General features: G+C 64.8%; 19 protein-coding genes. 12 read left to right on the plus strand and 7 right to left on the minus strand.

The features are described from left to right. Positions 1 to 25 precede the first annotated feature (25 nt). On the plus strand, positions 26 to 397 hold the full coding sequence (locus IGS61_RS25780) for a hypothetical protein (RefSeq protein WP_230542188.1): 372 nt from the start codon (positions 26 to 28) through the stop codon (positions 395 to 397). Positions 398 to 465: 68 nt separating this feature from the next. Here the strand turns inward: IGS61_RS25780 and IGS61_RS25785 are convergent, their stop codons facing one another. Further along, complete coding sequence (locus tag IGS61_RS25785; RefSeq protein WP_230542189.1) at positions 466 to 1,962, minus strand: acetyl-CoA hydrolase/transferase family protein; 1,497 nt, start codon at positions 1,960 to 1,962, stop codon at positions 466 to 468. A 160-nt stretch (positions 1,963 to 2,122) separates the two neighbouring features. Between IGS61_RS25785 and IGS61_RS25790 the strand changes: the two genes are divergently transcribed. Further along, a complete protein-coding gene (locus IGS61_RS25790) occupies positions 2,123 to 3,016 on the plus strand; it encodes a LysR substrate-binding domain-containing protein (protein WP_230542190.1) in 894 nt (297 codons plus the stop codon). A gap of 65 nt (positions 3,017 to 3,081) precedes the next feature. On the opposite strand, the gene fucP is transcribed toward IGS61_RS25790, so the two are convergent. Then, on the minus strand, positions 3,082 to 4,383 hold the full coding sequence (gene fucP / locus IGS61_RS25795; RefSeq protein WP_230542191.1) for an L-fucose:H+ symporter permease: 1,302 nt from the start codon (positions 4,381 to 4,383) through the stop codon (positions 3,082 to 3,084). Between the two features lie 435 nt (positions 4,384 to 4,818). Here fucP and IGS61_RS25800 point away from each other — a divergent pair, with 435 nt between their 5' ends. Beyond that, positions 4,819 to 5,052, plus strand: coding sequence for a DUF3563 family protein (locus tag IGS61_RS25800; protein WP_230542192.1), 234 nt, complete (start codon positions 4,819 to 4,821; stop codon positions 5,050 to 5,052). A gap of 215 nt (positions 5,053 to 5,267) precedes the next feature. On the opposite strand, the gene IGS61_RS25805 is transcribed toward IGS61_RS25800, so the two are convergent. The 4 genes from IGS61_RS25805 to IGS61_RS25820 form a co-directional block, all read right to left on the minus strand. Next, entirely contained in the window at positions 5,268 to 6,974 is a 1,707-nt protein-coding gene (locus IGS61_RS25805; RefSeq protein WP_230542193.1) for a lactate permease LctP family transporter, read from the minus strand. Positions 6,975 to 7,067: 93 nt separating this feature from the next. Next, positions 7,068 to 8,513: a LutB/LldF family L-lactate oxidation iron-sulfur protein gene (locus tag IGS61_RS25810; protein ID WP_230542194.1), complete on the minus strand. Its 1,446-nt coding sequence runs from the start codon at positions 8,511 to 8,513 to the stop codon at positions 7,068 to 7,070. Further along, complete coding sequence (locus tag IGS61_RS25815) at positions 8,510 to 9,226, minus strand: LutC/YkgG family protein (protein ID WP_230542195.1); 717 nt, start codon at positions 9,224 to 9,226, stop codon at positions 8,510 to 8,512. Before IGS61_RS25815 ends, IGS61_RS25810 begins: the two co-directional genes overlap by 4 nt. Beyond that, complete coding sequence (locus IGS61_RS25820) at positions 9,223 to 10,014, minus strand: (Fe-S)-binding protein (RefSeq protein ID WP_230542196.1); 792 nt, start codon at positions 10,012 to 10,014, stop codon at positions 9,223 to 9,225. Before IGS61_RS25820 ends, IGS61_RS25815 begins: the two co-directional genes overlap by 4 nt. Positions 10,015 to 10,154: 140 nt before the next feature. On the opposite strand from IGS61_RS25820, the gene IGS61_RS25825 reads away from it, so the two are divergent. From IGS61_RS25825 to IGS61_RS25865, 9 genes are all read left to right on the plus strand, one after another. Then, entirely contained in the window at positions 10,155 to 10,865 is a 711-nt protein-coding gene (locus IGS61_RS25825) for a FadR/GntR family transcriptional regulator (RefSeq protein WP_230542197.1), read from the plus strand. Between the two features lie 109 nt (positions 10,866 to 10,974). After that, positions 10,975 to 12,075: a GGDEF domain-containing protein gene (locus tag IGS61_RS25830; RefSeq protein ID WP_230542198.1), complete on the plus strand. Its 1,101-nt coding sequence runs from the start codon at positions 10,975 to 10,977 to the stop codon at positions 12,073 to 12,075. 81 nt (positions 12,076 to 12,156) lie between these two features. Next, positions 12,157 to 13,176, plus strand: a complete 1,020-nt coding sequence (locus IGS61_RS25835; protein WP_230542199.1) for a helix-turn-helix transcriptional regulator — start codon at positions 12,157 to 12,159, stop codon at positions 13,174 to 13,176. Positions 13,177 to 13,239: 63 nt separating this feature from the next. Then, entirely contained in the window at positions 13,240 to 13,701 is a 462-nt protein-coding gene (locus tag IGS61_RS25840; RefSeq protein ID WP_230542200.1) for a hypothetical protein, read from the plus strand. A gap of 192 nt (positions 13,702 to 13,893) precedes the next feature. Then, positions 13,894 to 14,685, plus strand: a complete 792-nt coding sequence (locus tag IGS61_RS25845; protein WP_230542201.1) for a TorF family putative porin — start codon at positions 13,894 to 13,896, stop codon at positions 14,683 to 14,685. A gap of 57 nt (positions 14,686 to 14,742) precedes the next feature. Further along, complete coding sequence (locus IGS61_RS25850) at positions 14,743 to 16,833, plus strand: methyl-accepting chemotaxis protein (RefSeq protein WP_230542202.1); 2,091 nt, start codon at positions 14,743 to 14,745, stop codon at positions 16,831 to 16,833. A gap of 295 nt (positions 16,834 to 17,128) precedes the next feature. Further along, positions 17,129 to 17,794 (plus strand): hypothetical protein, encoded by a 666-nt coding sequence (locus IGS61_RS25855; RefSeq protein WP_230542203.1) that lies wholly within the window; start codon positions 17,129 to 17,131, stop codon positions 17,792 to 17,794. Between the two features lie 216 nt (positions 17,795 to 18,010). After that, positions 18,011 to 18,637, plus strand: coding sequence for a hypothetical protein (locus IGS61_RS25860; protein WP_230542204.1), 627 nt, complete (start codon positions 18,011 to 18,013; stop codon positions 18,635 to 18,637). Positions 18,638 to 18,753: 116 nt separating this feature from the next. Further along, a complete protein-coding gene (locus tag IGS61_RS25865) occupies positions 18,754 to 19,782 on the plus strand; it encodes an acyl-CoA dehydrogenase (protein WP_230542205.1) in 1,029 nt (342 codons plus the stop codon). Between the two features lie 66 nt (positions 19,783 to 19,848). Here IGS61_RS25865 and IGS61_RS25870 read toward each other — a convergent pair. Next, positions 19,849 to 20,208: autotransporter domain-containing protein (locus IGS61_RS25870; protein WP_230542206.1), on the minus strand; the 360-nt coding region annotated here is incomplete at its 5' end.

Raw genomic sequence — 20,208 nt, forward strand, 5'->3', positions numbered from 1 at the left:
CGCGGCTCGCGCGAAGGAGTGCGAGATGAACGATGCCTATGCCACGGACCGGCTTGACAAACAGCAAAGCGCGAACAATGCTGTACGCATGGAAGCGCGCCTGACAAAACTGGAAACGGACCGGGAACATGACCGGCAATGGTTCAAGACCCTGGAACAGCGTCTTGGCGATGGCCTCGACAAGGTGCGCACGGAGTTGCGCGACGAATCGCAGTTGCTGCGCGCCGACCTGACGCAATTTCGCGGCGACCTGCGCGGCGACTGTCACGCCTTGCGCACGGAACTGGGCGACATCCGCAAGCATATGCATACCCACTTCCTGTGGTTCATGGGTATACAGGCCACCACCACGTTTGCCCTGCTGGGCCTGGGCGCCAAGGCGCTGCATATGTATTGAATAGTGAATAGTGAAAAAGGCAGGCGCGGTGCTGCACCGCCCTGCCCTGTGTTTGCGCTGACGCAAACTTACTGCGCTGCCAGCATGCTCTGCGTTTCCTGATAGCGCGTATGCCACGACAGCGCCTGTTCCAGGAGGTGCGGCGTATGGCCGCCGCGTTGGCATGCCGCGTCGTAATACGCGCGCAATTGCTCACGGTAGTCGGGATGCGTACAGCGCTCGATGATCAGCGGCGCCCGTTCGCGCGGCGCCAGGCCGCGCAAGTCCGCATAGCCCCACTCCGTCACCAGCACGTCGACGTCGTGTTCCGTATGGTCCACATGCGACACCATCGGCACGACGCTGGAGATGCGCCCGCCCTTGGCCGCCGATTTCGACACGAACATCGACACTTGCCCGTTGCGCGCAAAGTCGCCCGAGCCGCCGATGCCGTTCATCATATGCGTGCCGCACACGTGCGTGGAATTGACGTTGCCGTAGATATCGAACTCGAGCGCCGTGTTCAGGGCGATGATGCCCAGGCGGCGCACGATTTCCGGGTGGTTGCTGATCTCTTGCGGGCGCAGCACGATTTTCGAGCGGTAATGGTCGATATTGTCCATCAGCTTTTGATGCACGGCAGCCGACAGGGTGATCGACGAGGCCGAGGCAAACGCCAGCTGGCCCGAGTCGAGCAACTCGATGGCGCTGTCCTGCAGTACTTCCGAATACATCGTCATGTTCTGGAAGGGCGAACCGATCAGCCCATGCAGCACGGCGTTGGCGATGGTGCCGATGCCCGCCTGCAGGGGCAGCAATTCCGGCCCCATGCGCCCGGCCGCCACTTCGCCTTCGAGGAAAGCGATCACGTGGCCGGCGATCGCCTGCGTTTCCGCGTCGGGCGGCAAGGCGTTCGACGGGCTGTCGGGGCTGTCCGTGATGACGATGGCGGCGATGCGGGCCGGATCGATGGCAATGGCCGTGCTGCCCAGGCGCTGGTCCACGCGCGTGAGGGGTATCGGTTCGCGGCCCGGCAGGGTGTGCGGAATATAAATGTCGTGCAAGCCTTCCAGCGCCAGCGGCGTGGACAGGTTGATTTCAACGATCACCTGCGTTGCCTGCTGGGCGAACGCGGCGGAGTTGCCCACCGACATGGTCGGGATGATGGCGCCGGCCGCCGTGATGGCCGTCGCTTCGATGACGGCGATATCGACGGCAGCGAGGTTACCCGAACGCAACTGCTCGGCCGTTTCCGACAGATGCTGGTCGATGAACATGACTTCGCCGTTGTTGATCTTGCCGCGCAGAACCGGGTCGACCTGGAACGGCATGCGGCGCGCCAGCACGCCCGCTTCGGCCATCAGGCCGTCGCTGCCGTTGCCCAGCGAAGCGCCCGTGATCAGGGTCAGGCTCAGCGGATCTTGCAAAGCGCGCTCGGCCAGTGCGCGCGGCAGGGCCTTGGCGTCGCCAGCACGGGTAAAGCCGCTCATGCCGACACGCATGCCGTTGTGGAACAATTTGGCTGCCTCATCGGCGCTCATGATTTTGCTGAGCAGGCCTGGGTGGCGGATACGGTCCTCGTACATCGTGATGCTCCTGATATTCTTAATATTCTCAAACTGGATGGCTGTCATACACCAACCCCATAAGTGGATTCAGTATAAAATCCCGGCCATATGCATGGCATGAATTAATTTCGCCACATCCAGTCGATATTTTCATGCCGCGCCACTGCCGAGCACCCTCTTGGATATCCGTTCCCTGCGCTATTTCGTCGAAACCGTGCGCCTGTCGAGCTTTACGCAGGCGGCCGAATCGCTGCACCTGACCCAGTCGACCATCAGCAAGATGGTGCGCCAGCTGGAAGACGAGGTGGGCGCGCAGCTGCTGGTGCGCGATGGGCGCAAGCTGACCCTGACGGACACGGGCCGCATCGTCTACCAGCACGGCCAGGAAATGCTGGCAAACATGCGCCAGCTGACCCTGGAAGTGCGCGACACCCAGGCCTTGCAGCGCGGCAGCCTGACGGTGGGCATCCCGCCCATGATCAATGTGCTGTTTACGCCCGTATTAAAGGCCTTTCGAGCGCGCCATCCGCACATCAGCCTGACCCTGCAGGAAGACACGGGCCAGCAGATCGAGCGCAAGGTGGCGGCCGGCGAGCTGGAAATCGGCATGACGGTGCTGCCGGCCGACCCGGAACTCGACCTCGTGGCCGTGGAAGTGGCCAGCTACCCGATCTGGGCCCTGGCCGAACCGGGCACGTTCCAGAAAAACCGCACGACACTGCCCTTCAAGGCGCTGGCAGACTTGCCGCTGGTGTTATTGAAAGATGACTTCGCGCTCACGCGCAGCCTGCGCCAGCATTTCGCGCAGGCCGGCTTCGCGCCAACCATCGCGGCACAGAGCGGCCAGTGGGACTGGCTGGTGGCGATGGCCTCAGCGGGCCTGGGCGTGGCCCTGCTGCCCGAGCCGTTCATCCACCGCCTGGCCGGCGAACCGTTGGAGACGGTGCGCATCGTCGAGCCGGAAGTGGCATGGCAGGTGGCGCACGTCTGGAGCGGGCGCTATCTGTCGCACGCGGCGCGCGCCTGGCTCGAAGTGTGCCAGGACGTGCTGGGCACGCAATTCGCGCACTGACGCACGCACTGACGTAAAAAAAGGGTGGCCGAGGCCACCCTTTTGCTTGATCGCGACAGCGCGGCTTATTTGGCGTCGTCGTTGTACATGCTGGCGTATTTCCAGCCGAAGTACAAAATGAAGGTGTAGCACAGGGCCGGCACGAGGAAGGACAGCTGCAGGTTGATATGGTCGGCCAGGAAGCCCTGGATGAACGGCACGATGGCGCCGCCGACGATGGCCATGCACAGGATGCCCGAACCTTGGCCCGTTTGCGCGCCCAGCTTGTTCAGAGCCATGCTGAAGATGGTCGGGAACATGATGGAGTTGAACAGGCCGACGGCGATCAATGCCCACATGGCCGTATGACCGCTGGAGAACACGGCGACAAGGATCAGCGCGATGACGACGGCGGCGTTGAAGGCCAGCGTCTTGCCCGGGCTGACATAGCGCATCACGGCAAAGCCGACGAAGCGGCCCAGCATGGCGCCGCCCCAGTAATAGCTGACGAAATAGGCGGCGTCGGCGTGGCTGAGGCCCGCGATATGGCTCTCGCCCAGGAAGTTGATCAGGAAGCTGCCGATGCTCACTTCTCCGCCCACGTACAGGAAGATGGCCAGCGCGCCCAGCACCAGGTGGCGGTGCGACCAGATCGAGACCTTGTGGCCATCCTGCGCCAGGGCGGCCGCATCGTCCGCATGCGAAATCTTCGGCAGCTTGGCCAGCGCGAACAGCACGGCCAGGATCACCAGGGTGGCGGCCAGCACCAGATACGGGCCCTGCACGGAAGCGGCTTCCTTGGCGCGGTAGGCCAGTTGCTCGGCCGCCGGCAGCAGGTCGAACTGCTGCACCGTCAGCACGGTGCCGGACAAAATCAGCATGCCGCCCAGGGCCGGTGCCACGGTGGTGCCCAGCGCATTGAAGGCCTGGGTCAGGGTCAGACGGCTCGACGCCGTCTGCGGGTCGCCCAGTTCCGTCACGTACGGGTTGGCCGCCACCTGCAGCACGGTGATGCCGGCCGCCAGGATGAAGAAGGACAGCAGGAACAGCGCATAGCTGCCGGTGGACGCCGGGTAGAACATGGCGCAGCCGGCCGCCGCGATCAGCAGGCCGGCAACGACGCCGCGCTGGTAGCCGATTTTCTTGATCAGCATGCCGGCGGGCAGCGAGACGATGGCGTAGGCGCCAAAGAAGCAGAACTGCACCAGCATCGCCTGGACATAGGTCAAGGTGTAGATCGAGCGCAGATGGGGAATCAGCACATCATTGAGCGAGGTCAGCAGTCCCCACATGAAAAACAGCACCGTGACAATGATCAGGGCGCCTGTATTGTTTTGCGTGCCGGCCTGCGCGGACTGGACGCCCTGGCCTTGCTTTACGTATTCCATACCTTCTCCATTTTTCAATTCCAAGTTGATCTTGCCAGGCATGGAAACGTTTCCATCCAGGCAGCACCAGGACGCGCAAGCGCCACGCAGATATCAGCGTGGGCCATGACTGCCATCAGCGATACGGGGGCAGGCATGGCAATCTTGCGCGCGGCAGGCGCACGGCCGACCGTTTCTCGTCAGAACGATGTCTTGTGGGCGCGGCACGCCTGCGGGCTGCGTTTGAAAACAACATCCAGGACAAAACAGTCTTGTAGTAAAACTACGATACTGCGCCGGCATTATGCCTTAAAGCCCCGTATTGCGCAGCTTTCCCGCCAGTTATCTCAAAAATGAATAGCTGACATTTGAAATCAAAAGTAGCCTTATAACTTGGAATTGGTATACTTGTGTTGCAGTGCAGCACAACGCGGCACGCCACACAAGGAGTCTGCCATGTCTACCGCATTTACCTACCACACCACGCAAAGCAGCAATATCGTCGCCACCCTGGTGCACGCCGCCAAACGTCTTGGCGCCTGGCTGAACCAAAGCAGCGACCGCCGCGAACGCGCTTACGAAGAAGCCTATCTGGCCGAATCGACCGACCGTTACGATCTGGAATACCGCATGCGCGAACTGGCCCGTGCCAACCCGCAGCCAAGCTGGATGAGCGGCCTGAGCCGTTAATGTTGAGCAAGAAGTAAGCAGCGCCAGCAAGACCATCGCCAGCCCCATCCTGCTCGCCCCGCGCTTGAGCACAGGATGGGTAAGCGGCAGCAGGCGGCCGCCCGGCATGACGCCGGGAAGCGCCACGATGCTGCAGTGCATCAGGTCATTTTCATGACCCTCTGCACGTTTTACTATCAATTCATCTAGTTTTACTACGTACTTCTACGGACCGCTCAATGCGGAATCATGCCGGTGAACACGTACGCCTGCAGCATGGTGATGATGCCGATGATGACGGCAAACAACAGGCTGTGCTTCAAGGTGAAGCGGAACAAGTCCGATTCCTTGCCAACCAGGCCCGTTGCCGCGCAGGCGACGGCGATCGACTGGGGCGAGATCATCTTCGCCGTCACGCCGCCCGTCGTATTGGCCGCCACCATCAAGGTGTCGGACACGCCGATCTGGTGCGCCGTGGTGTTTTGCAGTGAACAGAACAGGGCATTCGACGAGGTGTCGGACCCCGTCAGGAAGACACCCAGCCAGCCCAGGAATGGCGAGAAGAACGGGAAGGCGGCGCCGCTGCCGGCCAGCAGCAGGGCCAGGGTGGACGACATGCCCGAGTAATTGGCAACAAAGGCAAACGCCAGCACCAGGCCGATCGACAGCACGGGACGGCGCAATTCCACCACGGTTTCCACGAAGGCCTTCACGCCATCGCGCGGCTTCATGCGCAGCATCAGCATCGACAGCACGGCCGTCAGCAAGATCGCCGTGCCCACGGCCGACAGCAGATCGAGCTTGAACACGGCGTCATACGCCTTCGGCTCCGCCACGATGGGCATCGTCTTCATCACCAGCTTATCGAGATAGGGCACGTGGATCTTGATGACCAGGCCAGACAAGGCGCCGCCGGCGGCAAACAGGGCCTTGAAGCCGGGCAGGCTCCATACGGTGACGATGGCCGTCAGCAGGCCGAACGGCGCCCAGGCGCGCATGGTCTGCGCCGTCGTGTAGGGCGAAGCGGCGCGGTTGCCGCCGCCGCGCAGGTCCGCAGCACCGCCCGCGCCGCCAAAACCGGACAGCGCAGCCGTGCCGCCGCCGACGGCATGGGCCACTTTCGCATTCTTCGGCTGCCACACTTTCAGGAACAGGGTCAGCGACACCAGGCTGACGAGGGCCGAGGTGATGTCCGGCAGTTCAGGGCCGATATGGTTCGAAGTGAAATACTGGGTGACGGCAAAGCTCAAACCCGTCACCAGCGCGGCCGGCCACACTTCGCGCACGCCGCGGAAACCATCCATCATGAAGACCAGCCAGAACGGCACCAGCAGCGACAGCAGCGGCAGCTGGCGGCCCGCCATCGCGCCGATCAGGAAGGGGTCGATGCCCGTCACCTGGCCCGCCACGATGATGGGAATGCCCATGGCGCCAAAGGCCACGGGGGCCGTATTGGCGATCAGGCACAGGCCCGCCGCGTACAGCGGGTTGAAGCCCAGGCCCACCAGCAGCGCCGACGTGATCGCCACGGGCGCGCCGAAACCGGCCGCCCCTTCCAGGAAGGCGCCGAAAGCAAAGCCGATCAAGAGCACCTGCAGGCGCTGGTCGTCCGTCACCGACAAGACGGAGGCGCGGATGATCTCGATCTGCCCCGTCTTGACGACGATTTTATACAGGAAGACGGCCGTGACGATGATCCACGCGATGGGCCACAAACCGTACGCAAAACCGTAGCCGGCCGCCGCGAGCGCCTGCGGCACGGGCATGCCGTAGGCGAAAATCGCCACGGCCAGCGCCAGCGCCAGGGTGACGGCGGCCGCCACGTGCCCCTTGATGCGCAGCGCCGCCAGGGCGATGAAGAAGAAAATGATGGGCACGGCTGCCGCCAGCGACGACAGCCACAGGCTGCCGAGCGGTGTATAAAGTTGGGTCCAGGTTTGCATGTCGGGTCTCCTCCGGTGGATGCGGGTTGAGTGAAAAAACGGCTTTTGATGTAATTGTGTGCAGCGTGTTTTTTGCGGTGTGGCGGGGCGTCGCTATTCTTCCTGCCCCCGTGCGTTGAGCAGGTCGGCCAGGCTGCGCGGCGCCGGTTGTAAAGGCTTGCGGTGCTGCGTCCAGCCCAGCTGCGCGCGCGGCGTCAGCATCCGCAGCCGTGTGGCGGCCCAGCGGAACAGGCGGTAGCTGGCGGGGCGCGCGAAGGCGCCGCTCCAGAAACGCCAGATCAGGCTTTCGCCGCGGCTGAACTTGGCCCCCTGGCCGCGCAGCGGATGCGCCACCTGTTCATCCGGATTGCGGTTCGCCTCCGTGCGCAGGCGCACCAGCAGCTGCGGAATCGGGATGCGCACGGGGCACACCTCGCCGCAGGCGCCGCACAGGCTCGACGCGGTGGCCAGGTCGGCCGTCGCGTCCAGCCCCAGCAAGTGGGGCGAGATGATCTTGCCGATCGGCCCCGGATACGTGGTGCCATAGGCGTGGCCGCCGATGCGCGTATAGACGGGGCAGTGGTTCATGCAGGCGCCGCAGCGTATGCATTGCAGGGTGGCGCGCAGCTGCTCGTCGGCGTAAGCCTGGCTGCGGCCGTTATCGAGCAAGACCAGGTGCACTTCGCGCGGCCCATCGAGCTCGCCGGCGCGGCGCGGGCCGGAAATCAGGTTGAAATACGTGGTGATGGCCTGTCCGGTGGCAGAACGCGTCAGCAGGCTGGCCAGCGGCACGATGTGTTCCAGCTTGGCGACCACCTTTTCCATGCCCATGATGGCGATGTGCACCTCCGGCACGGACGTCGTCAGGCGGCCATTGCCCTCGTTTTCCACCAGCCACAGGGTGCCCGTGTCGGCCGCCGCGAAGTTCACGCCCGACAGGCCGATGTCGGCCTCGACGAAAGCCTGGCGCAGGGCACGCCGGCCCGTCTGGATCAGGCTGTCGACGTCTTCCGTGTAGGGCGCGTCGGGAATGTGCTCGGCGAACAGGCCGGCGATGTCGGCCTTGGTCTTGTGAATCGCCGGCATGACGATGTGCGACGGCTTTTCGCCGGCCAGCTGGACGATGTACTCGCCCATGTCCGACTCCAGGCACGTCATGCCGCGCCCTTCCAGGTAGTGATTGAGCTCGATTTCCTCGCTGGCCATCGACTTGCCCTTGATGAAGCGCGTCGCCTGGGCCTTTTGCGCGATGGCGTGGATGATGGCGTTGGCCTGCTCGCCATCCTCGGCCCAGTGCACCTGCACCCCGGCCGCCGTCAGCTTGTCTTCCAGCTGCACCAGCAGGTCGGGCAGGCGCGCCAGCGCGTGCTGGCGCACGGCTTCGCCGATGTCGCGCAGGCGTTCCAGCTCGTCGCCGTCGGGGAATTGCGCCGTGCGCTTGTCCTGCAAAAAATCCATGGCGCCGCGAAAGCTCTGGCGCAGTTTCGGGTCGTCGAGCGCGGCGCGGGCGCGCGCGTGAAAGTCTGCAGGTTTGACAAATTGCAAGGGCTTGGCGTTCATGGCTGGCCTCCTTCGTGGGCTGACAGGTCGTCGATGATCAATACCCACAGCCAGCGCGGGCCGTGCGCGCCATACGCGAGCGTTTGCTGGATGTCCGACGTTTTCGAGGGGCCCGACACCAGCACCAGGTTGGACGGCATGCCGTCCGACCAGCGCTCGGCGCGCGCCGCCGCGTGCAAGTCCACGTGCAGGCTGCTCGCATACACGAGGCAGATGTGCAGGGGCGGCGCCAGGGACACCGTGCGCGGCGCGGCCGCGTCGGGCGCGATGACCAGCGTGCCCGTGGTGGCGATGCCGGAACGGGCGACGGTAAACCCGGCGTCGACCGTGTCGAACAATTCGCCCTTCCACTGCGCCAGCGGACGCTCAAAAGACAGCGCTGCCACGCCCTGCGGCAAGGCGGCGCGCAAGGCCTGTCCTTCGGCGCTGCCGGCATCGAGCAGCAAACGGCGCACGCCGTGTTCACCGAGGCGCTGCGCCAGCAGGGCCGGCCAGGCGTCCACGCTCACGCAGTCGACCTGCGCGTGCGCAGCGCGCAAGGCTGCCTGTATGGCGCTTATCCTGTGCCGTGCCGGCAGCGGCGCGGCAGCGCGACGGGCCTGGTAGTGATTGTCGATGGCGGTATCGATGGTATCCACCGCTTCGGGCGCGGAGGGTGCGGCGGCGCGCAGCCGGCCCAGCATGCGTTCGCGGGCAGTCAATGCCGTACTCATGCCGCACCTCCCGTGCGGCGCCACAAAAAGCTGGCCAGGTGCTCGACGGGCAGCGGCGCGCCCTGGTGCTGCGCGGCGTGGCCGATGTTGAGCAGGCAGCCGCAGTCGGCCGAGACGAGCCGGTCGCAGTCCGTGGCGCAGGCCGAGGCGATCTTGTCGCTGACCATGGCGCCGGAAATGTCCGGATGTTTTAGTGAAAACGTGCCGCCGAAGCCGCAACATTCCGATTCGCGCTGGTGTTCGATGCGCGTCACACCGGGCAAGGCGTCGAGCAGGGCCACGCCGTGGGTGCGCGTGCCCATTTCGCGGCGCGCGCCGCACGAGGTGTGCAGCACCACGTTTTCATCGGCCTGCCCGGCGCCAGAAAGGCTGGCCAGGTCGAGTTTGAGCACGCAGACGAGAAATTCGCTCAGTTCATACACGCGTCCGGCCAGTTCTTGCGCCTTGGGGCCGGCCACGGGGTCGTCCTGGAACAGTTGCGGCCAGTGGTGGCGCATCATGCCGGCACAGGAACCGGACGGCACGATCACGGGCCACGGCTGCGCAAACAGGTCGAGCTGGGCGCGCGCCACGGCACGCGCCTGCTCCGGGTTGCCGCTGCTGTAGGCAGGCTGGCCGCAGCAGCTCTGGCCGCGCGGATAGTGCACCAGCAAGCCTTCGCGCTCCAGCAGGCGCACCGCGTCGAGCCCCGCCTGCGGCACGAACAGGTCGACCAGGCAGGTGGCGAACAGGTACACCTGGAGCGGTGCGGGCGGGTAAAGGCGTGGCTGGCGCGGGTCTGGCTGCATGAGTGTGTCTCCCCGGCGCTCTGTGTGTTGCTGCGGCGCCGCTGTGTGTTGTTAAGAATGACTGGTTCACGCATAATTCCAGCTTCCGAGAACCACTTCAAATTGCTCGGACCACTTTAAAACAACACCGGAAGACAGCGATGGCGACAGGCATGCAGACGCGGGGCAGGGTCGAGATGGTGATGCGCAGGCTGGAAACCGCCCTGCTGGACGGCAGCTTGCCGGCGGGCGCGCAATTGCCGGCCGAACGCCTGCTGGCGCAGCAATATGCGGTCTCGCGCAATACCGTGCGCGAAGCGGTGCAGCGGCTGGCGGCACGGGGCCTGGTGCGCAGCCGGCGCGGCGCCGGCGTCTTCGTGACGGATCAATTGCGCACCGGCATGGCGTCGCCGTGGAGCCAGCTGGTGGCCGACCACCCCGCCCTGCGCGACGACATCCTGGAGTTTCGCCGCGTGCTGGAAGGGGCGACGGCCTATTTTGCGGCGCAACGGGCCAGCGGCGGCGAGCGCGCGCAGATCATGGCCCTGCTGGCCGAGCTGGAACAGGCACGCGCCAGCGACGACAAGCACGGCGAGGCGCAAGCCGACGCGCGGCTGCATGAAGTCATCGCGCAAGCGTCGCACAACACCATGTTCTTGCACTTGCACACCAGCATCATCGGCATGCTGCGCGAACACATCACCATCAATGGCACGGGCTTGCGCCAGCAGGACGAGGCCACCTCGCTGCAGCTGCTGTCGCAGCACCGCACGCTGTGCGAGGCCATCTGCTCCAGCCAGCCCGAGGAAGCGCGCACGGCCATGCAAGGCCACATCGATTTCGTGCGCACGCGCGTCACCAGCGACGAATAAGGTCCACTGGTAGGACCAATCCAACAGGCAGCATGGCGGCGCGATGCGTCGCGGCTTGTCGCAGGGCCGGGCAAGAATGGGGTCCCGATTCGCTATCCGACAGGTTTCCATGCATTTGCACCATGCAACTGACGATATCCGCAAGCCGGCGCCGCCTCCCTTGCCGGCGCGCTTGCACGATCCGCAACAGGAAGCGGCGCCTCCGCGCCCGGCTTCCGCCTGCGGGACGCACGCCTGGCCCTTGCTGGTCCTGCATGCCGGCGCCAGCGCCATCTTTGCCGCCGCGCTGTTGCCGCCCGCCGGCTGGCCGCTGGCCCTGGCCTGCTGCCTGGTCATCCTGGCCATGCTGTTGCGCGCCTTGCGCCCGCCTGGCGCACAGCCTGGCCGCGCCGCCTCCGGCACCGCGCTGCTGGCGCTGGACCTGCTCGTCTTCCTGCTCTGCTATGCACTGCGCGAAACCGACGCCGGCTGGCACGCGACCGCCTTTTGCCTCCTGCTCGCCGCACCCTATGCGGGCATCACGCGGCACCTGCTGGGCGGCGCCGGCCTGGCCGTCGTGGCAAGCCTGGCCTGGCTCGGCCTGCAGGACGAGCTCCAGGCCGGCAGCGCCGCCACCTTGATGCTGCTCAACCTGACCGGCCTCTGTGCCGGCCATGGCCAGCAGCGCCAGCGCCGCGCGCACGTCCTGCAGCACGCCATGCTCACCGAGCAAGCCATGCGCGACCACCTGACCGGCTGCTACAACCGCCGCTACCTCGATGAGCACCTGCTGGGCGCCGAACTTGCGCGTTCACGACGCCATGGCCTTTGCCTGACGGCCATCCTGTGCGATCTCGATCACTTCAAGCGCGTCAACGACGCCCACGGCCATGCCGCAGGCGATGACGTGCTGCGCACCTTTGCTGCCCTGCTCGGCAACGCCACGCGCCGCGGCATCGACAGCGTGGTCCGCCACGGCGGCGAGGAGTTCCTGCTGATCCTGCCTGAAACGGACCTGGCAGGCGGCGTGCGCCTGGCCGAGCGCCTGCGCGCCGGCCTGGTGCAGCACATCGGGACGACGGCCAGCTTCGGCGTGGCGTCCGTCGCGTGCGCACCCGGCCGCCAGGCGCCCGGCGCTGCCGCCCTGGTCGCTGCCGCCGACCGCCTGCTGTACCAGGCCAAGCACGCGGGGCGCAATTGCGTCAGGGCCGCCATGCTGGACGCCCTGTAATTGTCATCGAATCAATGTTACCATTCGTTAACTTATGTACTCATCAGTACACATCCTGCCATTCAATAGAACGGAACCACCATGTCTGAACACGCGCCCCGTCCCTCCACCATCATGCGCCAATGGCAAATGCTGCGCCTGATACCTCCGGCGCCTCGCACCATCACCGCCAACGAGTTGCACGACAAGCTCAAGGCCATCGACTTTGCCATCGGCCTGCGCACCATCCAGCGCGACTTGCTGGACCTGGCCGAGATTTTTCCGCTGACCAACCCAGCCGACAGCAAGCCGTTTGGCTGGTGCTGGATGGAAAACGCGGCGCGCATGGACATGCCGGGCCTGTCGACGCCTGCCGCGCTGACCCTGGCCCTGATGGAACAGCACATGCGCCATGCGCTGCCGCCGTCCACCCTCGACAGCATGCAGCCATATTTCAGCGCGGCGCGCCAGACCCTGAGCGCCACCAGCGAGCGTGCCAACTCGTCCGCCTGGCTGGGCAAGATACGCGTCATCGCCCCCATGCAGCGTCTGCTCGCGCCCGTCATCGACGAAGCTTGCCAGCGCACCGTGTATGAAGCGCTGATGCAGAACCGCCAGCTCAAGCTCAGCTACAAGAAGCGCGACAACGACAATCCCGTCAGCTATGATGCCGTCCATCCGCTGGCCATCGTGCAACGCGGTCAGTTGCTCTATCTGGTATGCCTGTTCGCCGGGTACAACGATGTGCGCACCCTGGCCCTGCACCGCGTGCAGCAGGCGGAAATGCTCTACCTGCCCGCGCGCGAACAGCCCGGCTTCGACATCGACGCGTATATCGCCTCAGGCGCCATGGGCATCCGCGATGGCGAACCGCTGCTGCTCGAAGCCGTGTTTGCCCGCCGCAGCGGCGAACACCTGTACGAGACGCCGCTGAGCACGGATCAGCAATTGCAGGAACGCGAGGACGGCTCGCTGCACCTGAGCGCCACCGTGCCCAACACGCGCGAACTGCAATGGTGGCTGCTGGGCCTGGGCGATGGCGTGGAAGTGCTGGCACCGGCCGCGCTGCGCGAACAGATGAAAAGCACCATCACCAGCATGGCCAGCCGCTACGCCGCCTGACGGCGGCCCCCGGCGGCGGCGAAAACTGCTACCATCGCGCGCCGCCACTCCTTTCGTCCGCACATGACCGTCCTCAGCCATACTCATCCGCTGGTGCGCCAGCTGGAAAACGACTTGCTGCCCCTGTTCCGCGCCGCCCTGCCGCCACTGGCGGCCGCGGCGCCACGGGTGCTCGCCTCCGTCTTCGCCTTTTCCAGCGGCACGGCCAGCGCCTTCCAGGATTATCACTTCGGCATTTCCTGCCTGCTCGAGGACGTGCCCGAGGATGCCCCGGAAGAAGTCGCCCTGCTGGTCAGCGTCACGGGACTCGACGCCAGCGCCCGGCTGAGCGCCAAGATCGTCTGGGGCCAGCCATCTAGCTTGGTGGAAACGCAGGCCGAGCTGCCGGCGGCCGACTTGCCGGCCTTGCACGCGGCCCTGCCCGGCTTGCTGGCCCGCCTGCAACAGGCAGCCAGCCGTGGCAGACCGGGAATCGAACAGGCGCATGAAAAAGTGCCGAGAAACAACAACTTACGATTTCCATAGCGCAACTTTGTTGACTTCCACTAGCCCCACCCCCTATCCTTTCAGTTACGTTTGGTGAGAATGTGTGCATGTTCGCGCGAGCATGCTGACGGCATCGCCTTGCTCCCAATAAAGTCCTTTCCGCATTTTTATCGCAACCATCAGGGCAACGCGCCTGGACGGCCGCTGCCTGCAAATACGGAGCCGACTGCCATGCCATCGTACCGCCATTTTCCTCGAACATCCCTGCTGGGCTGCGTCTTCCTGCTGGCCAGCGTGCCCGTGCAGGCGCAGACCGCGGACAGCACTGCCGCCACCTTCAGCGCCAATGCCAGCCTGACCTCGCAATACATCTCGCGCGGCTTTCGCCAGACCTGGGGCAAACCAGCCCTGCAGGCGGGCCTCGACTATGCGCACCCCAGCGGCTGGTCGCTCGGCACCTGGGCTTCCACCGTCAGCGACCGCTATATCCAGGACGCCACGGTCGAATGGGACCTGTACGGCGGCTACGGCGGCACGGTGGGCGAACTGGGCTACAGCGTGCTCGCGTATTACTACAAGTATCCGGGCGCCGTCTACCGCGCCACTGGTGTCAAGTACGACTATGGCGAGCTGTCGCTGGGCCTCAGCTACAAGATGCTGTACGCCAAGTACAACCGCACCGTCACGCGCGACTTCTTCGGCATCACCAATGCGCGCGGCACGGGCTACCTGGACGTGGGCGCGAATGTCGACCTGGGCCATGCCTGGACCTTGAACCTGCACGCCGGCAATGGCCGTGTGGCGGGCACGGGCAATGGCATGTGGAACTGGCGCGACGCCAAGGCCGGCGTCACCAAAACCTTCGACGGCGGCTGGAGCGCCAGCGCCGCCCTCACGCGCGCCTGGGGCGCCACCGACGCCTATGACCATTACACCCTGGGCATCCCGGATGCGGCCGGCCGGTTCGACACCTCGAACCCGGCCGCGGCCACCTTCGTGCTGGCCATCAGCAAGACTTTCTAGGCGCGCTACCCGCGACGCCCGAGACACCGATACATCTCCCCACCAAGGAACAGCATCATGCAACTATCACTGAACAGTAAAATCTGCGTCGCCGCCACCGCGCTCGCCGTCCTCAGCCTGGGCGTCACGGCGGCGGTGATCGGCTACAAGAGCAGCGCCAGCGCCGAAGCGGCCGCCCTGGAACTGGCGCGCACGTCGGCACGCGAAGTGGCCGGCGCGCTGCAGGCGCGCATCGCCAGCAACCTGTCGAGCGTCTCCAGCCTGGCCGGCGCCATGCGCGGCACCAAAAGCGCGAATTTGCCCCTGCAGCGCGAGCAGATCAACGAACTGACCAAGGCGACGCTGACCAGCTCGGAAGACTTGCTGGGCGCGGCCGTGACGTGGGAAGCGAACGCGCTCGACGGCAAGGATGCGGAATTTGCCAATCAAAAGCCGAACTATGACGCCAGCGGCCGCTTCATGCCCTACTGGACGCGGGGCGCCGGCGGCAAGCTGCAAGTCGAACCCATCGTCTTCGACCCGAAACCGGGCGCCAACGACTGGTACGACGTGCCCAAGCGCACGGGCAAGACTTTCTTTACGGAACCGTACATCTACCCCGTCGACGGCAAGGATGTGCTGATGGCTTCGCTTGTCGCGCCCATCATGATCGATGGCAGCTTCAAGGGCACGGCCAGCGCCGACTTCATGCTCACGCGCCTGGCGAAAATCCTGGCCGGCCTGAAAGTGATCGAGGGCGGCAAGCTGGCCCTGATCTCGAACGGCGGCCTGTACGCCAGCCACCCCGTGCCTGAACGGCTGGGCAAGAAGGCGGACGACGTGCCGGCCGCCGGCCTGGAAAAGGTGCGCCAGGGCCAGGCGTATGAATACGAGGACGACAAGGGCTATATCCATTTGCTGCAGCCGCTGCAGATCCACCCCGATATCGCGCCGTGGAGCGTGGAGCTGAACTTCCCGAAAAGCGTGGCCACCGCCTCGGCGCGCGACCTGATGATCTACACGCTGATCGTCGCCCTGCTGTGCGCAGCGGCCACGGCCGGCATTTTGATCCTCGTCGTCAACCAGCTGACGCGCCCGCTGCGCACCCTGGGCCGCACCATGACGGACCTGTCCAGCGGCGACGCCGACCTGCGCGTCAAGCTGGAAGTCAAGGGCACCGACGAGCTGGCCGTCATCGGCAAGGGCTTCAACGCCTTCGTGGAAAAAATCCACGCCGTGCTGCTGCAAGTGCAAGCCAGTGCCGACAACGTGGCCCGCGCCAGCGCGGAAATTGCGCAAGGCAATAATGACCTGTCGGCCCGCACGGAACAGCAAGCCAGTTCGCTGGAAGAAACGGCCGCCTCGGTGGAAGAGCTGACGGGTACCGTCAAGGAAAACGCCGACCACGCGCGCCAGGCCAATCAACTGGCCGCCTCCGCATCGAGTGTGGCACAGAAGAGCGGCGAAGTGGTTGGCAAGGTCATAGAGACCATGACGTCGATCAATGACTCGTCCAATAAAATTGTCGACATCATTTCCGTCATCGATGGCATCGCCTTCCAGACGAATATCCTGGCCCTGAACGCGGCCGTGGAAGCGGCGCGCGCGGGCGAACAGGGGCGCGGCTTCGCCGTCGTCGCCACGGAAGTGCGCAACCTGGCGCAACGCTCGGCCGCCGCGGCCAAGGAAATCAAGCTGCTGATCGACGATTCCGTGGGCAAGGTGGCGGCCGGAAGCAAGCTCGTCGATGAGGCGGGCGCCACCATGGAGCAGGTGGTCGACAGCGTGCGCAAGGTGACCGCCATCATGGCCGACATCAGCGTCGCCACCACCGAGCAAAGCGACGGCATCGCCCAGGTCAACCAGGCGCTGGCGCAAATGGATGGCGTGACGCAGCAAAACGCGGCCCTGGTCGAGGAAGCGGCGGCGGCCGCCGAAAGCCTGCAAGACCAGGCCAGCCACCTGGCCGAGGTGGTCAGCGTGTTCAAGCTGGGCGAGCAGCAGCGCCAGGTGGCGCCGACAGCAACGCCGGCGGCAGCCGTGGCAACGCCGCGCGCCGCGCCGCAAAAGACGGCGCCACCGGCCCAGCGCCTGGCCGCTGCCAAGCCGCACGCGGCGCAGCATGCGCCGGCCAAGGCACCGGCAGGCGATGACTGGGAAGAGTTTTAAGCCGGCCATCTCTGGCGGCGGCCGGCGCCATTCTCAGGCGCCGGTACTATCTGCACCCGCCGCATTCGCAATGGCAATAACGTTCTTTATATGCCGCCATATAAATACATGCTTCATTCATGATTATGTGCGGCGCCCGCCTGTTTCTTCTCGCCGCCATTCAATGGCCGCACTTTCAATACAAGCATTGCAGCCAATTTCAGATTTCAATAAAAATAAGATACGCATTTCCTTTATAATATCGCCGCGCATACGGCACGGCCTCCAGCCGGCTGATAATTTATAGGAATTACGCATGAAAAAAATTTGGACTGTATTAATGGTATCGGGCACAGTGGCATTGGCTGGCTGCGGTGGTGGTGGTGGTGGTAGCGATAGTGGTAACGGCAGCAGCAGCGGTAGTGTTGCCGTAGCTGTACCGCCAGTGGTGGTCGCGCCCCCGCCTCCACCGGCACTGGCCGCTTATGTTGGTACTTGGCAACCCGCTTGTGAAGACCAAGCGCGCCAGCGCCTCGTCGTGGCCCTCAAAAGCGATGGCAGCGGCGCCTTGGAAATGTCGACCTACGACGAAACCTTCGGCACTCCAGATTGCAGCGGTCCCGTGCAATTCACGGAAACGACGAGCGAGAAAATTACCGCAACGCCAGACGGTACTGGCAATATTCAGCTCAAGCTGGCAGCGGACAGCCCGGCCTCGGACATCCGCATCGACAAGGTCGTATCGTCGCTGCCAGCCCACACCATCCAGTTTACGGGCCCGGCCGTCACCACGGTGATGGTCGACGGCAAACCCCATTGGCGCATCACTGATGGCAGTGGCGACACCACGGACATCGCGGATACCGGCATACAACAGGCAGTAAGTGGCAAGGGCGGCTTTTATTTGCGCGGTAACGAATTGTTTACCGTGATGGAAAAAGACGGTGCTTATGTGCTCGATATGCACTATGTAAAACAATAAATCAGCCGATAATCAGCCATTGCGCCGCGTGAACGGCGCAATGCGCACCAGTTACACCACATCCTCCCATCATTCCCTCAAACCATTTCAGTGCATCGCCGCGACATGATCTAAATCAAGTCGGCGATAGATTCAGTGAGAATTGCCGCCCATTAAGACTTCTATAATGAGGCCGCGTTTACGGCACGCACCGCTGCCGGATAAAAAGGACTCTGCATGAAAAAACTATTGGCAGTATTGGCCGGCTCGGCGGCGGCACTCCTGAGCGGCTGCGGTGGCGGTGGCGGCAGCACGACACAGCAGCTTGCCGGCGATTCCGGCAGCACCTCGCCACTGGCCGCGTATATCGGCACGTGGCAATCCGCGTGCGACGATCACGACCGTCAAGTGCTCGTCATCGCGTTCAAGAGCGACGGCAGCGGTTCGCTGGAACTGACGCCGACCGGCGAAACTTACTTCAAGGCCGATTGCTCCGGCCCCGTGGTCGCGACGGACGCCATGAGCGCGAAGATCACCGGCAAGCCGGACGGTACGGCCGACATGCTGATCAAGCTGGCGGAAAATGCCGCGGCAACAAGCTTACGCGTCGACAAGATCACCTCGTCGGTTCCGGCCTATACCTTCCAGCGCAGCGGCACCAGCGTGCAATATGTGCTGCGAGACAACATACAGCAGTGGTGCGTCAATGTCGACAATGGCGAATCGTGCATGTGGGATGAAGGCATGCAGCCGGCGCTAAGCGTCCCCGGCGGCCTGTCCTTGCGCGGCAACGACCTGTACTCGGTAGTGCTGGACCCGAAAAAAGGCGTGTATGTCCTGGACTTGCACTACGTGAAAAAGTAAATGCATGATTTGCTGCGGCCACGTCATGGAATCGTGGCCGTTCGCGGCTGCCTGTGTAAAATCAAACAGACATTGCAAAAATAAAAAGCTATCCTGTTAAAAAACAGGAGCTTGCCATGTCGAAGCATACCTTCTCCCTGCCCTCCCACGCCACGCTGGATGCCCTGCTGCAGCCGCAGGACGGCACTTTCCACCCCATCGAAGGTTTAAGCCGGCTGCGCGACGCGGGACTGGACCAGCTGCCCCCGCCCGGCCACGGCGCCACCCTGCAGCGCTGGCAAATGCTGGCCGCCATCGCCGCCGTCGACCTCTCCCTGCTCAAGCTGTATGAAGGCCATACCGATGCGCTCGCCATCCTGGCGGAGATCGGCGGCTCCAGCGTGCCGGCCGGCAGCAGCTGGGGCGTCTGGTGCGCGGATCTGCCGGGCGCGCGCGTCCGCTTGCGGCAGACGGCCGATGGCCGCCATGTGCTCGACGGCCGCAAGGCCTGGTGTGCCGGGGCGCAGGGCCTCAGCCATGCCTTGCTCAGTTGCTGGAACGACGAGCACCAGGCCTGCCTCGCCTCGGTGGCCTTGGCGCAGCCCGGCGTGCACGTCACGGACGAAGGCTGGCAAGCCGTCGGCATGCATGCCTGCGCCAGCGTCGACGTGACTTTTTCTGCCGCGCGCGCCTTTCCCGTGGGCGCGCCGGGCGCGTACCTGGCCCGCCCCGGCTTCTGGCACGGCAACGCCGGCATCGCGGCCGCCTGGTATGGCGCGGCCTGCGCCGTCGCCAGCCACCTGCATGCGCGCGCGCAGCACGCCACCCCCGACCCCGTCCGCCTGGCGCAACTGGGGCAGATCGACTGCGCGCTGCGCGCCGTGGGCGCCCTGCTGCGCGAAGGCGCCGCCGAGATCGACCGGCACCCGCAAAGCGATGCGATGGCCCTGGCCCTGCGCCTGCGCCTGGCGGTGGAAGATGCCGCCACCCTGGTGCTGCACCTGGCCACGCGTGCGCTGGGCGCCGGCCCCCTGTGCCGCGACGCCCGCTTCGCGCGCCTGGCGGCCGACCTGCCCGTGTTCCTGCGCCAAAGCCATGCCGAACGCGACCAGGCCGTGCTGGGCGGCATCGTCGCCGGCGCAGAAGACCATCCCTGGACGCTGTGACAAAAAAAATCGCCGGACCGGATGGACTCCGGGCCGACGATCAGGGCTAGCCTGAAGGCCGACTGATTACCTGAGCGGCATGGCGATCCCGAACATCACCGACTGGGTACGCCCGCTATCGATATTCAGATTGCTGTTGTAGTCCAGCGTGATGGTCATGCCGTTCGACAGCAGCAATTTCACGCCCAGCCCCGCCGTCCAGTTGCCCGTCTGCTGCGGCACCGTGCGGATCACGTACACGGGACCGTCGGCCACCAGGTCGGCATACGCCAGGCGCGCATTATCGGCGCCCTGGAACTGGTGCCGGTACTCGAGCCGCGCGCGCGGGAACCATGTGCCCAGGCCGCCCACATAGATGCCCTCGGCCCGCACCCCCAGCGCGCCGATGCGCGAACGCACCGTCTGCTTGAAGTAGCTCAGGGCGTT

Source organism: Janthinobacterium sp. FW305-129 (assembly GCF_020858115.1).
Lineage (GTDB): Bacteria > Pseudomonadota > Gammaproteobacteria > Burkholderiales > Burkholderiaceae_D > Janthinobacterium.